Origin of the sequence: Dactylosporangium sp. NPDC000521 (genome assembly GCF_042898305.1) — a bacterium.
Classification (GTDB): Bacteria; Actinomycetota; Actinomycetes; order Mycobacteriales; family Micromonosporaceae; genus Dactylosporangium.
On the sequence record NZ_JBIAYW010000041.1, the window covers coordinates 42,176 to 56,184 of the forward strand.

The 14,009-nt window shown below is 72.8% G+C and carries 12 protein-coding genes; 6 read left to right on the forward strand and 6 right to left on the reverse strand.

Going from position 1 to position 14,009, the window contains the following annotated elements; genetic code table 11:
- Nucleotides 1-7 precede the first annotated feature (7 nt).
- Entirely contained in the window at nucleotides 8-346 is a 339-nt protein-coding gene (locus ACFY3L_RS52935; RefSeq protein WP_389343024.1) for a hypothetical protein, read from the forward strand.
- Here the strand turns inward: ACFY3L_RS52935 and ACFY3L_RS52940 are convergent.
- From ACFY3L_RS52940 to ACFY3L_RS52960, 5 genes are all read right to left on the reverse strand, one after another.
- Nucleotides 253-1,029, reverse strand: coding sequence for an alpha/beta fold hydrolase (locus ACFY3L_RS52940; RefSeq protein ID WP_389343027.1), 777 nt, complete (start codon nucleotides 1,027-1,029; stop codon nucleotides 253-255). The genes ACFY3L_RS52935 and ACFY3L_RS52940 overlap by 94 nt on opposite strands.
- Before the next feature lie 42 nt (nucleotides 1,030-1,071).
- The gene (locus ACFY3L_RS52945) at nucleotides 1,072-3,003 is read right to left on the reverse strand and encodes a dynamin family protein (RefSeq protein WP_389343030.1); all 1,932 of its coding nucleotides are present in this window, start codon (nucleotides 3,001-3,003) and stop codon (nucleotides 1,072-1,074) included.
- A complete protein-coding gene (locus ACFY3L_RS52950) occupies nucleotides 2,990-5,017 on the reverse strand; it encodes a dynamin family protein (protein ID WP_389343033.1) in 2,028 nt (675 codons plus the stop codon). Before ACFY3L_RS52950 ends, ACFY3L_RS52945 begins: the two co-directional genes overlap by 14 nt.
- A 72-nt stretch (nucleotides 5,018-5,089) precedes the next feature.
- Entirely contained in the window at nucleotides 5,090-5,233 is a 144-nt protein-coding gene (locus tag ACFY3L_RS52955) for a hypothetical protein (RefSeq protein ID WP_389343036.1), read from the reverse strand.
- Entirely contained in the window at nucleotides 5,212-6,048 is an 837-nt protein-coding gene (locus ACFY3L_RS52960; protein ID WP_389343039.1) for a peptidoglycan-binding protein, read from the reverse strand. The genes ACFY3L_RS52955 and ACFY3L_RS52960 overlap by 22 nt, the downstream gene beginning before the upstream one ends.
- A 221-nt stretch (nucleotides 6,049-6,269) precedes the next feature.
- On the opposite strand from ACFY3L_RS52960, the gene ACFY3L_RS52965 reads away from it, so the two are divergent.
- A complete protein-coding gene (locus ACFY3L_RS52965) occupies nucleotides 6,270-9,566 on the forward strand; it encodes a WD40 repeat domain-containing protein (RefSeq protein ID WP_389343042.1) in 3,297 nt (1,098 codons plus the stop codon).
- Between the two features lie 189 nt (nucleotides 9,567-9,755).
- Here the strand turns inward: ACFY3L_RS52965 and ACFY3L_RS52970 are convergent, their stop codons facing one another.
- Nucleotides 9,756-10,475 (reverse strand): BTAD domain-containing putative transcriptional regulator, encoded by a 720-nt coding sequence (locus ACFY3L_RS52970; RefSeq protein ID WP_389343044.1) that lies wholly within the window; start codon nucleotides 10,473-10,475, stop codon nucleotides 9,756-9,758.
- A gap of 300 nt (nucleotides 10,476-10,775) precedes the next feature.
- On the opposite strand from ACFY3L_RS52970, the gene ACFY3L_RS52975 reads away from it, so the two are divergent.
- The 4 genes from ACFY3L_RS52975 (at nucleotide 10,776) to ACFY3L_RS52990 (ending at nucleotide 13,842) form a co-directional block, all read left to right on the forward strand.
- Nucleotides 10,776-11,294, forward strand: a complete 519-nt coding sequence (locus ACFY3L_RS52975) for a TlpA family protein disulfide reductase (protein ID WP_389343046.1) — start codon at nucleotides 10,776-10,778, stop codon at nucleotides 11,292-11,294.
- The gene (locus tag ACFY3L_RS52980; protein ID WP_389343048.1) at nucleotides 11,287-13,092 is read left to right on the forward strand and encodes an ABC transporter ATP-binding protein; all 1,806 of its coding nucleotides are present in this window, start codon (nucleotides 11,287-11,289) and stop codon (nucleotides 13,090-13,092) included. Before ACFY3L_RS52975 ends, ACFY3L_RS52980 begins: the two co-directional genes overlap by 8 nt.
- An 82-nt stretch (nucleotides 13,093-13,174) precedes the next feature.
- Nucleotides 13,175-13,657, forward strand: coding sequence for a S26 family signal peptidase (locus ACFY3L_RS52985; RefSeq protein ID WP_389343050.1), 483 nt, complete (start codon nucleotides 13,175-13,177; stop codon nucleotides 13,655-13,657).
- A complete protein-coding gene (locus tag ACFY3L_RS52990) occupies nucleotides 13,654-13,842 on the forward strand; it encodes a hypothetical protein (protein WP_389343052.1) in 189 nt (62 codons plus the stop codon). The genes ACFY3L_RS52985 and ACFY3L_RS52990 overlap by 4 nt, the downstream gene beginning before the upstream one ends.
- The last annotated feature ends 167 nt before the right edge of the window (nucleotides 13,843-14,009 follow it).

A 14,009-nucleotide genomic window follows, 5' to 3' on the forward strand; every position in this document is an offset into this window, starting at 1 on the left:
CGAGAAGGTGTACGGCCTCATCCCGTTCGTCCGCGACGGCGCCGCCGCCGAGTACGTCACGGTGCCGGCCGGCGTCCTCGCGGCAAGGCCCACGACCGTCGACCACGTCGCGGCCGGTGGTACACCCGTGGGGCTGTCGATCCTCTTCGCGCCGACCGGTCCCATCCAGGAGGTCGCGATCTCCAGCGGCTGGGGGGACGCGTTTCTCGAGCCGGCCGACCGCTTCGACGCCGCCGTCGCGGGGGAGTGGGTTCAGGCGGCGTTGTCGGCGAGGAAGTCCTCGACGAAGGGCAGTGTGCGGCGCAGCGGGCCCGGGTCGCTCGCCGCGGCCAGCTCGCCCAGGTAGTCGCCGTGGTTGCCGGGGACGACCAGCAGGCGGGCGCCGGGGATGAGGGCGGCCAGGCGCGCGGCGTGCTCGACCCGCACCACGTCCCGGTCGGCGACGACGACCAGGGTCGGCGCGGCGATCGCGGCGGGCAGGGCGTCGGACCAGTCGGTGAATCCGGTGAGCATCAGCTCGCGGTCCAGCTCGAACATCCGCTCGGCGTGGGCCGGGTCGCCGCTGACCGCGAGGTCGGCGTCGCGGTACACCTGCGGCAGGTGCTCGAACGTCGCACCGGCCATGCCCTCCCAGAAGCCGTCGACCATGCCGTCGCGGCGGAACGGCGCCGACGCCACGACGAGGCGGCCGACCGCCGCCGGGTGGCGCGCGGCGAGCTGCATCGCGACCTGGCCGCCGTTGCTGAAGCCGAGCACGTCGACCGGCCCCACGCCCAGCTCCGCCAGCAGCGCGGCGACGCCGTCGGCGGAACCCTCGAACGACGCGGGCCCCTCACCCGCCCCGGTCCGGCCGTGCCCCTGCAGCTCGACGGCGAGCAGGCGGCGGGAGTCGCGCAGCAGCGGGATGAGCCGGCCCCAGTTCGACTCGATCGTTGACCCGCCGCCGTGGATGAGCAGCAGCGGCCGGCGGTCGGCGCGGGGCTCGCCGTGCCATTCGTAGTACAGCGGCAGGTCCGCGTCGGAGAACATGGGGCCAGCATAGGCAGGGTGCGGACCTGAACAGCGGGTGCGCTACCTGGGCAGCGTGGCGGGCAGCGCCTCGGCCTCGCGGGCGCACGACTGCAGCCGGTCGGCGCGCTGCCGGTTCGCCGCGATGCGGGTGGTGAGCTCGTGCAGCTGGGCGCGGTGGCGCTGGTCGTGGCGGCGGACGGCGGCGAGGTCGGCGGACAGGAGCCGGTTGATGTGGTTGACCCAGTGCTCCAGGTGCAGGCCGACCTGGTTGAGCTGGTGGTAGGCGTGCTGGCTCAGCTGCGCCCGGGCGGCGCCGAGGTCCCGGGCGGCGAGGTCGGCGATGCTGCCCAGCGCGAAGCTCCAGCCCTGCTTGATCCGGTGCGACAGGCCCGAGATCCGGCGTTTCGCCGCGGCGGTGGTTCGGCCGTCCGGGCGCAGCACGCGGTCGTCGAGCAGGACCGGTGCCAGCAGGCCGGGGACGATGAACTTGCGGCGCAGCTCCTTGTGGTGCGCCTCGGCGACGCCGCGGATGGCGGTCACCGCCCGGTGCAGGGCGTCGGGGTACTCGTCGGTGAGGTACCGCCGGAAGTCCTTGTCCCTGCGCAGCTGGTCGATGCCGCTCAGCAGGGTGGTGCGTTCGCTGACGACGGCGGTGCGGATGCTGCGGACCGCACGGGCCACGCCGGCGCGGGCCGCGGCGTGACCGGCGAGGTTGGAGCGGCCCCGCTGCCGGACCTCGTCGGCGTGGCGTCGCAGCTCCTCGTGCTCCAGCCGCAGCTGCTGTGAATGCCGGACGCAGAACCGGGCCAGGTCCTGGATCACGGCGGCGGCCATCCGGCCGCGGGCGATCCAGGTGTCGCGGTCGACGCCGGCGCCGCCGAGCTGCTCGACCTGCTTCCACAAGTCGTCCACCTGGTGCCGCAGCTGTGGCGGTGCCTGCCGGGACAGCGCCAGCGGCAGGATCGCCGGCATCGCCGCGGGGGCGATCCCCAGCTCCTCGGCGAGCAGGGCGGCGGCCCGGCGGTACGAGACGTCGATGAAGTCTTCGACGAGCGCCGGAGTCGCGTCGAGGTCGAGGTCGGCGAGGTGGCTGCGCAGAGCGCGGTCGGCGTGGGTGAGCCCGACGACGAGGCGCACCCGGTCGTGGCCCGCGAGGACCGGGCGGATCGCGCCGAGCGCGTCGTGGCTCGGGGGACTGTCGGGCCGGCGGGCATCGAGCAGCACGACGAGAATGTCCGGGCGCCGCTGCAGCAGTTCCGCAGACAGCTGGTCGTGCAGCGGTGACGGGGAGCCGAACCCGGCGGTGTCGATGACGGTGACCCCGTCCAGCCGGGGGTGCGGCAGCCGGCACACGGCACGGGACACGCGCAGCGCCTGCACCGGGTCGGTGACGGCGGCGGCGAAGGCCCGGGCGCCCTCGTCGTCGGTCAGGTCGAAGCGCAGCGGCGGTGCCTCGGCGAAGGTCACGTCGATCCGGCCGGTCCGCCAGGCCGCCGCCGGCAGGGACGCGTCGAGGTCCGCGGCGGTGAGCGGGGTCGAGGTCCGCCCGACGGTGCGGGTGATGCCGAGCAGCCCGTACGCGTCGGGTTCCGCGCACCAGGCAGCGAGGGCCCGGCGCAGGTCGTCGTCGGCGCCAAGCCCTCGCTGCCCGGAGCGCACGGCGTCGGCGTCGATGGTCAGCGCCGTGCGCAGGTGGGCCTCGGCCTCGGCGGCCGGGCCGTGCTGCAGGACGGTCACCGCCGCGGTCGTCGCCGTGCGTCCGGTCGGCAGCGGCACCGGACCGAAGAGGTGCTGCAGCAGGGTGCTCTTGCCGGTGGAGGAGGCCCCGACGACCGCGACCCGCAGGGTGGTCCCGGCCCAGTCCTCGCGCATGCGGCGCAGCTGCTGGCCGGCGGGGCACGGCGCCTCCGCGAGCGTCGCCGCCGTCTCGGCGAGGGTGACGGCGGCGTCGAGGACCGCCAGGCACCCGGCGGCATGCTCAGCGGCGGTCATGGCCTACGGCTGCGGCGGTGTCCATAGTCTGCTTGATCTGCAGCATCGCGTTGGCGGCGTTGTCGGCGGCGGCCGCCAGCTCCGCCCACCGCTGCTCCTCGGAGTCCGCCGGGACGAGCCCCGATCGGGCCGCCGCCCGGAGGTCCTCGACCGCCCCGTCGGCGATCGGCGCCAGCGTGTCGCGGATGCGGCCGGCGTAGAGCCACCGGCTGCGCTCGTACGTCGCGGCGATGCCCTGGATGAGCCGCGCCTTGCCCTCGTTGAAGTCCTTGAACAGTTTGCGCACGTCCAGCGGCACCATGACGACCGTGAACAGCCCGACGGCCTTGGCGACGGTGGAGGTGGTCGCGGTGCGGGCGGCGCCGACGGCGACCGCGGTGCCGACCTGCTCGATCGCGCCGCGGCCGATGGCGGCGCTGGCACCACCGACGATGCTCTTGGCGGCGGCCTCCGCGACGGTACCCATGACGTGGCTGACGATGCCTTCGACGACGGGTTGTGCCATGCCGCCGACCGGTCGCACGTCGACGGTGGCGACGGCCTGCCCGCCCGGGCGCCGGTCCGCGACACTGATCCGCAGCTCCCCGGCGAGCGCGCTGAGCCGCCGCTGGACGATGCTGCGGGTGGTGCCGTGCAGGCGCTCCTGGAACGAGGTCGCGGCGAGCTTGCGGATCATCTCCGCCTCGATCGCCCGGTTGAGCCGCTGGGAGACGGTGTCGACCTGCGAGCCGCGGGCGGTGACCCGGGACAGCGCCGCGGCGGCACTGCCGACCAGCGACCCGGCGAGGGTGAACTCCGCGGCGATGACGTCGGTCGCGGCCTCGGTGTGCAGGTGCACCAGCTCGGCGGCGAACCGGTCGGCGATGGTCATCAGGTCGGCGTCCAGCAGCTCGTGTACCGGGTTGATCACCTCACGTTCCACGCGCTGGAACGCGGCCAGCTGCTCGGCGCGGATGTGGGCCCGCCCGGTGAACACCTGCTCGGCGGCGCGGGCGGCCTCGGCGAGCGCGCCGGCGGTGCCGGCACACTGCCGCATGAGCAGGGTCCGGCGCGCCTCGACGTCGCCGGCGAGCCGGGTCATGACCCGCCGGACCTCGGCGTAGCCGCACCGTTCGAGGCCCGCCGCGAAGCGCGGGTCGTGCACCCGGCCGGGGTCGCCGTGCAGCTGCCGCAGCAGCGTCCGGGCCCGGTACGCGTCGTACAGGATGACGTCGTGCAGGTAGTCGCCGAGCTGGGTGCGCAGCTGGGCGACGACACCGGCCAGCTGCGCGTCGGTGCGCGGATCGAAGTCCGGGTCGTCCTCGTGGTCCTCCATGGACCGGGTGACGACGCCGAGCACGGCGTTGCGCCGCCGCGCCAGGGCGTCACCGAAGATTCCCAGCTCGCCGCGGTTGGCTGCGGAGTCCGGGAAGAACGTCCAGATCACCAGGTCGGAGGCGTCGTCGTGCAACCAGTCCAGGGTGACCCGCCCGAACGCCGCGAGCCGGTCACCGAGGCCCGGCGTGTTCACCAGCCGCAGGTTCTGCAGGATCGGCTCGTCGAGGAACAGCCTGACCTCCCGGCTGCCGAGCTGCTCCCGTTCCCCGGCCGACTGCCGCGCCAGGAAGCGGACACCGTCCTCCAGCGACGCGAACGGCTCCACGCGCCCGTCGGCGGCGACCCGCTCCGCCCGCTCCGGCTCGCCGGGCCCCGTGGCCTGCAGGACGGAGACAACACCGTCGGTCGGGTCCTGCGAACTCGGCAACAACCGGCGGCCCAGCAGCGAGTTGACGAACGTCGACTTGCCGGAGGACACCTGGCCGATCACGGTCACCGTGACCGGCGCGGCGGCCCGTGCCCGGAGCCGGCTTGGCCAGGTCGGGTCCTTGAGCACGGGGTGCCGGTCCGGGTCCAGGCCGGCGTCGAGCGCGAGCTGCCGCACATCCTGGCTCAGCGTCTCCAGCCTGGCCAGCGACGGGTCGTCGCGCAGCCAGGCCCCCATCGACGCGAGACCGGAAGGATCGGATGCCGGCATGGCTGCCACCTCTTCGGGACGGGCGGTTTCGCTTGGTGATTCCACGCCGCACCGAGCGGGAAACCTGCCCGGTCACGCGGTGAGCTGCGGCCACCAGGCGTCGCGCAGCTCGACCCGGCTGCGGGCCTGCGGCGCGGCCGCACCGCACCAGCGGCCGGCCCATGCGACGGGGTCGGCCGCTGGTGTCGTGACGGCTACCGCCGGTACTTCTCCCACCAGGTGAACGCCACCCGATAGGCGGTCGGCGTGTCGTCCGCGGCGTGGTTGGCCAGCCCGTTCTTGCCGAAGTAGTAGTCGTGCACCTGGTTGGCCGCCCCAATGGCCAGGTCGGTGTCGGAGATGGCGACGGCGTGGATGTGGTACGGCCAGTCTCCCTGCGACGGGTTGCGCAGCCAGGCGGCGAACCCGACGGTCCGCAGGGCCTGGACGGTCTGCCACCGTTGCGTGGTGCTCAGAGCGGCGACCGAGATGTCGACTGCTCCGCCCGCGTCGTGTGTACCGGCCGAGCTCGGGTTCGCCGACGTGTAGGACCCCTGGCTGAGCGTGATGCTCCACGCCAGCTTGGCGTCGGCCGCGGCGAGCATGTCGCGGGTCCTTGCGTTGACTCGTTCACCACCGTACGAGCTGGTCCGCGACCCGGTGCTGATCGGCCTGGTGACCGTGTACCGGCCGCTGCCGAGCGCGGTCAGCGAAGACGGGCCCGGATATCCGTTGGCGTCCAGGCCGGAGTATCCGAGTGAGCGCTGCCAGGCCGCGTACGCCGCGACGGTCGAGGTGCCGTAGTGGCCGTCGACGGAGCCCGACGCCAGGAAGCCCTTCGCCGACAGTGCCCGCTCGACCTCCAGCACGCTCGCCGCCGCGCCGGGCGTCTGCCCGGTGCCGCTCTTCGGCGGGTCGACCTGCGCGGCGAGCATGACCTGCTCCATGTCGACGACCGGCAGCGCCGCGGCGGCTGGTCCGCCGAAGGGCACGACGACCCCGAGCAGCGCGAACACCACCGCCCCACGGGACAGCACGGCGGGAAGGTTCATGACGGGCTCCGATCAGTACATCGACGAGTCGTGATGGAAAGAAGCTACAGGATCATCGATACGGATGGAAGAAACCTTCGCAGCCCTGCTGACGACCCGGTTCGCCCGACCCCGCGGCCCGGCGCCGGCGCATGCACGCCACGTTTCGTCAACACAGCGACTGGGTTAGATTGGATCGAGTCCAGGGCCCGGGTGATGACGGAGAGCGGGACGACAGCACGGTGACAGTGCAAGGTGGGCAGTTCGGCGACCGCAACCTGCAGGTCAATGTGTTCGGGCGGCGCGCCGCTCAGACCCGGCATCCCTACCTGTCCACGGTCCGTGAGATGGCAGAGCGCACCCCCGAGCTCGTGGATCGTGACGCCGACATCGAGGCGTTGCGGGCGTTCTCGACCAGCTCCCAGGTCTACCGCTGGATCGCGGCTCCGCCGTGGGCCGGCAAGACCGCGTTGGCCGCTCATTTCCTGCTGCAGCTGTCGCCCGATGTGGACTGGGCGGCCTTCTTCCTCGTCCAGCGGCTGTCGGAGGCGGACTCCTCGCAGTACATCGCGACGTTGAACGGCCAGTTGGCGTACATCCTCGGCGAGGAACCCCCGGCATCGCCGCAGGCGTTGGCGACATATCGGGACCTGTGGGAGGCGGTGGTCCGGCGTAGCGCCCGCCTGCGTCGCCACTTCGTCCTGGTCGTCGACGGCTTGGACGAAGACATCAGCCGGCGCGCCGGTCGGGTCAGCATCGGCGCGCTGATACCGGTCGTGCGTTCTGACCCGGAGTTCGTGCACATCCTGGTCACCAGCCGGGCAGGACAGGGGCTGCCCGACGACGTCGGCCTGGACCATCCGCTGCGCGGCATCCAGATCATCGAGATCGCGTCGAGCCGGGCGGGAGCGGAGCGCGGTGCCGAGGCCCGCCAGGAACTCGATCTCCTCCTGCGTGACCATGATCCTGGCGACCTGGAGAACGACGTGCTGGGTGTGCTCTCGGCCGCGCAGGGCCGGATGACGGCCGCGGACGTCGCGGGCGTCCTCGGTAACCCGGACCCCAGATCCGTGCGCCGGGTCCAGCGCGTATTGACCGACTTCCTCCGCCGGACGCTGACGATCGAGGGTGAGGGACCTTACCGCCGGTACTCCTTCGGGCATCAGTCGCTGCTCGTCGCGGCTCAGTCCGCCGACCCCGAGGGGGAGGAGCGCCGCGCAGTGTTCTCGGCGTGGATGCGCCGCTTCGCCGATCAAGGCTGGCGTGGCGCGCCGCTGTTCGCGTTCGATGACTATCCCGGCTGGGTCACTGCGCACGAGCCGGACTCGCTGGGCGCCCTGCTCTCCGACGTCTCCTACCTCGAGTCGGCAGTGGCCGCGATCGGTGTCGACCGCTTGGTCCAGACGATGTACGCCGCGACCGTGATCGCCCCGGAGCTGGAGACCCTGACGCGCTGCATGACCGACCAGGCGTTCCACCTGCGCTCAGCCCGCGACACCGGCGAACTCACCGGCTCCGTGGCCCGCCAGCTCAGCCTCGCGGCGCTACACCTCGGTGATCGCACGCTGCACAGCCGTCTCCGCGACCACCTGCACCGGCTCGGCGGTGGCATCAACGCGGAGGTGGCCAGCCTCATCGCGCGGGACACCGGCCGCACCACATTACGAGGCAACCAGGAGCGAGTCTCGGCTGTCGCGATCAACGCCGACGGCTCGGTGGGGCTGACGGGTGGCGGCTCGGTGCCCCTGACGAAGGGACGCTTCACCGGCGAGCTCCTCCTGTGGAATCTCGCCGCACGCGTTCCGTCGTTCCGGAGCCTCGCCGGCCACGAGACAGAGGTGAGAGCCGTCGCGCTCAGCGATGCCGGCACGGTGGGTGTGAGCAGCGACGGACGCGGCGTCGTCCTGCTCTGGCGGTTCGATGGGGAGGAGCCGCTCGCGGAACCCCTGCCCGGCACCTACTCGTACGAGCGCCGGATCGCACTCACCGCCGATGGCAGTCGCGTCGTCGTCGCCGGCGGGGACACGCTTGACATCTACACCGTCGATGGCCCGAGTGTCGAGCGCCGATCGTACGCCTGCCCGCACAACGACATCCGGTATCTCGCAGTCAACGAAGACGCGACGATGATCGTCGTCGGCATCTTCGGCGGCACGGTCGTCGGGTGGACGGTCGACCCCGCCGCATCGTCGGTCGACGAGTGGCCGGAGTTCTGTCGCGGCACGGCCACAGTGCGATCGCTCGCTCTCAGCCGGGCAGGCGACGCCCTGCTCGTCGGCGTCGGTGACATGCATGGCAACGGTGCCTTGTACCACAGCCGGCTGCCCACAACCGCCTTGATCAAGGTCGAGCCGGTCGCGTTCGCGGTGAACGCCCTCACCGTCGATGCCGGGGGCCGGACCGCGGTCGCCGCGGGCGGTTGGATCTTCGCACGAGGGCACATGGTGACGCTGGACCTGACCTCCTCGCGGGTCGAAGCGAAGCCGATCGACCTCGACGACGTCGGCATCGACGCGGCGGCTATCAGCGGAGACGGCCGTTCGCTCCTGACCGCGTCGTTTCATCGGCTGTCGCTCTGGGACCTCCGCGCTGACCATGCTCTGCCGAACGTGGCGCATGAGGGCAAGGTGTGGTCAGTCGCCGTCGCGCGGGACGGCCTTCATGCCGTGAGCTGCGCTCTCGATTCGCTGATCGTCTGGCGGATCACCGACGGTGAGATGGTCGGCGAGTCGCTACGCAGAGACGAACTGCAGTTCACCCGAATCGCTGCGGACAGCGACCTCGACCTGGTCCTGATCGGTAGCTCGATGGCCGGGCCATGGGCGATCTCGCGCCTGGCCGAGACGTCGCCGGAGCCGCGTCTGGAACAGGAGCTGTCAGGGCGATCCGGCGGTGCCTCGGTCGGCGTCAGCCCGAATGGCCGATACGCGGTCGCCAATGCCGAACGTCGGCTCGTCTGGTGGTCCCCAGGCGTTACCGGGATCTACGACCTGTCATCGTGGATCATCGACGTCGACGATCTGTGGGTGAGCGACAGCGGTCTCGTCCTGGCCGACGAGTGGTGGAGCGACGGCTGGACGACCACCGAGCACACCCTGGTGCTCTGGCAGATCCAGCCCGACGGCACGGTCGACAGGCTCCTGTCGCACGAACTGCCGCAGGACTGCGACAACCTGCTCGCCGTCAGTGCCGATCTGGACCTGGTGGCCGCCAACGGCGGCGTCAGCGGCGAGAACAGCGTCTTCGTCGACCTCTGGACGCTGAGGGGAACGACGCCGACCCGGCGCCGGATCGCCACGCATCGCGGCAGCGTCAGCGCGGCGGCGCTCAGCGCGGATGGGCACCTGCTGGCCAGCTGCGACAGCACGGGCGAATTCCTGGTCCACGATGTCGGCACCGGCCGGCTCTTGCAGCGAACGCTCGTGGAAACGGAGTTCACGGCGATGCGCTTCGGCGCCGGCGCATCGCCGTGGCTCGTTGCCGGAGACAGGTCAGGAAACGTCACCCTCTGGAAGATCACCGGCGGCCCGACCGGTTGAGCGGCGGCGCGCGGTCGTCAGTTTCAGGGCGCGCCCGCGGCGGTGATGCTGGTCGTGGGCCCTGCCCTGACGGCGGTGACCGCCCCCGATGGGACGCCGGCGTCGACGGTCCTCGACTGGAAGCCGGTCGGTCGCGGGCCCGGCTATGGCGCCGCTGGGGCGGGCTGTTCCTGTACTCCGGGAAGCGGCTCACGGGGTTGCGCGCCGGCCGTCGACAAGGTCCTGGACGGGGCCGCTGCGCAGGATCCGGGTGTGGACCTCGCGCAGGCCCCAGCCGGGCTGTACACCGAGCTCGGTGTGCAGGTAGCGCCAGGACCGCCGGTACACCTCCAGCGCATCGGCCTGCCGGCCGGCCCGGTAGTAGGCCAGCATCAGCAGTTCGGCGAGCCGCTCCCGGGTCGGCTGCTGCGCGGTCAGCTCGGTGAGTTCGGCCGCGACCTGGTCGTTGCGGCCACACTGCAGATCGGCCTGGGCCCGCAGCTCGATGGCCAGGGCCCGTCGCTCCTCCAGGGCGAGGCCGATGCGGGCCCGCAGGTCGTCGCCGGCGACGTCGGCGAGCAGCGGGCCGCGCCACAGGGTGAGGGCTTGGGCGAGCACGTCGGCGCGGTGGGCCGGGTCAGGTAGGGTCCGGGCCCGGTCGATCTCCGCGACGAACTGGTGCACGTCGACGCGTTGCGGGTCGACGTCGATGCGGTAGCCGGTGCTGTGCGTGACGATCTGCACGTCGTGCGGGCGCAGCCGGGACCGCAGGCGTGCGACGTAGGTGTGAACGGTCCGCCGTGCCCGCTCCGGTGGGTCGTCGTCCCACAGCAGTCCCTGCAGCCGGCTCATGCGCAGCACCCCGCAGGTCGCCTCCAGCAGGAGCAGCCCGAGCAGGCATCGCTCGCCGCGCCGCGGACCGAGGTCCACGGGTTTGCCGCGATGTTCGATCTGTACCGGTCCGAGCAGCCGGAAATGCGTTTCGCCCCCGTGCGAATCCACCATCTGCCCCCCGCGTGAAGCCCTGGTAGGAATCTGGTAACAGACCTTACTGATTCTTGCTCCAGCCATCCAGGGTCTTCGACGGCATGGGAGGAGCAGCGGTTCGCCGGGATGGCCGTAGGTGCTCATCACGCCGCGCCGCCGGGGTCCCGCTCGCGGTGCCGCTGACCCGCCTCGACGACCTGGCCGCCCTCTTCGCACCGCCCCCTCACCGCTGGGAGTCCCACGATGCCCTACCTGGCCGCGGCCACCGTCCTCGCCTGCCTGCTCGGTGCGTTCAACCTGCTGCTGACGCTCGGCATCGTGCGCCGGCTGCGCGCCATGACCAGTGCCACCGCCGCGCACGCGCCGCGGGTCGTGGTAGGTCCGGGCGAGACACCGGAGCCGTTCCAGGCCACCACCGTCGACGGCGAGGAACTGCGGGGCACCCCGAGCGGCCTGGTCGGGTTCTTCAGCCCCGACTGTCCGGCGTGCACCGAGCGGCTGCCCGAGTTCGTCGCCTACGCCACCGCGGTCGGCCGGCAGCGCGTGCTCGCCGTGCTCATCGGCGAGCCGCACGAGCTCGGCGGGCTCACCGCCGGGCTGCGCGACGTGGCCCGCGTAACCACCGAACCGGTGTACGGGCCCGTGGCGACGGCGTTCGCGGTCGCCGGGTACCCGGCGGTGGCGCTGCTGGACGACACCGGTGCCGTCACCCACAGCGGCACCGACTTCCGCTCCTTCCCGCGCGTGCCGGCCCGTGTCTGAGGTACGCGCCGGCGACGTCGCGGAGGCGCTGCGGATGGGGCTGCGGGCGGCCCCGGGGGCGGTCCTGGCCATGGCGGGTGCGGCGCTGGTGGCCGGCGTAGGGCCGGTCGTGCTGGCCTGGCTGACCCGCGACCTGCTCGACCGGCTCGTCGCGGGAGCCGTCCCGCTGCTGCTCGCCTTCGCCGTCGCCGGGATCGGAGTGGTGCTGGCGTCTGTCCCGCACGCCATGCAGTACACCTCGAACGAGCTCGACCGTCGGCTCAGCCTCTGCGCGCAGGAGCGGCTGTTCTCCGCGCTGCAACGGCACGTCGGGCTGCAGCAGCTGGAGGACCCCGCGTTCCAGGACCGGGTCCAGTTGGCCGGCACCGCGGGCCGTTCGGCGCCGGCGCAGGTGGTGAGCGGATCGCTCGGCCTGCTGTCGTCGGCGGCGGCGCTCGCGGGATTCCTGGCAACCCTGATCGCGTTGAGCCCGATCGTGGCGGCCGTCGTCGTGGCGGCGTCGGCGCCGGCGGTGGTGGCGCACCTGCGGCTCGGCCGGCGGCACGCGGCCGTCGTCACCGGCTCCGGCCATGCCCAGCGCCGGCAGCTGTTCTACGCGCGGCTGCTCACCACGGCGGAAGCGGCCAAGGAGGTCCGGCTCTTCGGGCTCGGCGACTTCTTCCGCGGGCGGATGCTGGCCGACCTGGGATCGGTGAACGCGGCCGAGCGGCGGGTGGACCGCAGCCGGTTGCGCACGCAGGTGCTGCTCGGCGCGTTCGGTGCGGTGGTCGCCGGCGGTGGCCTGGTCTGGCTCACCGGGCGGGCCGCCACGGGCGCGTACACGGTCGGTGACCTGACCGTGTTCGTGGTCGCGGTGGCCGGCGTACAGGCCGCCGTTGCCCAGGGCATCGCGCAGGTCGCCGCGATGCTCGAGGCGCAGTTGCTCTTCGCGCACTTCATGTTCGTCGTGCGTTCGGCACCACCCGCCGGTGTCCCGGAAGCAGCCCTGCGCCCCGCGCCGCTGCGGGACGGGATCGTCGTGCACGATGTCTGGTTCCGCTACAGCGACGATCACGACTGGGTGCTGCGCGGGGTCGACCTCCGCATCCCGCAGGGCGCCGCCGTCGCGCTGGTCGGGCTCAACGGCGCCGGCAAGAGCACGCTGGTCAAGCTGCTGTGCCGGTTCCACGAGCCGACCCGCGGCCGGATCACCTGGGACGGTGTCGACCTGCGCGACCTCGACCCGGAGCTGCTGCGACGACGGATGGCCGTCGTGTTCCAGGACTTCCAGGACTACGACCTGCCCGCCCGGGAGAACATCGGCGTCGGCGACGTGCGCCGGTTGGACGACCTGCCACGGATCACCGCCGCGGCCCGGCTCGCCGGCGTGCACGCGACCCTGGCGGCGCTGCCGGACGGGTACGACACGCCACTGACCCGGCTGTTCTTCTGGGCCGGTGACACCGGCGACCCGAGGCTCGGCGTCCGGCTCTCCGGCGGGCAGTGGCAGCGGGTCGCGCTGGCCCGGGCGCTGCTGCGCGACGACAGCGACCTCATGATCCTCGACGAGCCCAGCTCAGGCCTGGACGCGGAAGCCGAGGCGGAGATCCACCGGGCGCTGCGCGCGCACCGGGCCGGCCGGGCCACCCTGCTCATCTCGCATCGGCTGAGCACCCTGCGCGACGCGGACGTCGTCGCTGTGCTCGCCGAGGGACGCGTCGCGGAACTCGGCTCGCACGACGAGCTGATGCGCGCCGACGGGCGGTACGCACGGCTGTTCCGCCTGCAGGCACAGGGCTACCAGCTGGAGCCGGCATGAGCGGGCAGCGCAGCGGCTCGGCCCGCTCATCAGCATGGCAGCACGGCTCAGGCCGGCGCCGGAGCGCAGCGAAAGTGGCGGCATGAGCTACGTGGCGGCAGCGGCGCTCGCGGCGGGCCTGTTGTTCGTCGCCCGTCGGCTGTTCGGCGTGGTCATCGTCGTCGGGCGCAGCATGGAACCGTCGCTGTGGGCGGGCGACCGGCTGCTCGTCGCGCGGTACGGCAGGGCCGTGCCTGGGCGGCTCGTGGTGCTGCAGGGCCCGCACGGCCCGATGGTGAAGCGGGTCGCCGCGCTGCCCGGCCAACGGTCGCCCTGGCAGGCCGGCGCCGTGGTGCCAGCTGGACACCTGCTCGTCTTGGGCGACAACGCGGCGCTCAGCCACGACTCCCGCCAGCTGGGCCCGCTGCCCACCGCCGCGGTCCGCGGTTTCGTGCTGCGTCGGCTCACTGCCGCGCACCCCGTCGGCCGCGTACCGCGTGGGCCCGACACCACAGACTCCGGCCCGCGGGCCGGAACGGCGGGGGCGTCCGCTCCCGTCGTAGTCACCGACCTGGAGGAACCATGACCCGAATCGCTCGCCTGGTCGCCGACCGGCTCCTGGCCGGCCTGCTGCCCACCAGCACAGCCAGCGCGTCCTGCTTGCCGCAGTCGTACTGCGAGCCCTGCCCCAACTCGGGCGGCCGCAAGCGGCGGGTGAACATCATGGCCGACTGCTCGGTGAGCTACGGCACCTGCCTGCTCAGCTGCTGACCCAACCGCGTCGCGACGGCCGGTCCGGCCCCGGGCACCCGGGGGCGGGCCGGCCGGGCCGGTCGACCACACCCAGTCGCGCCCCGCCCGCCCCGTCATCGGCTACCAGGCAGGCCGCCCCCGGAGGGGCGCCCGCGGGGAGCCCGGCCCCGCCGCCGCCAAAAACG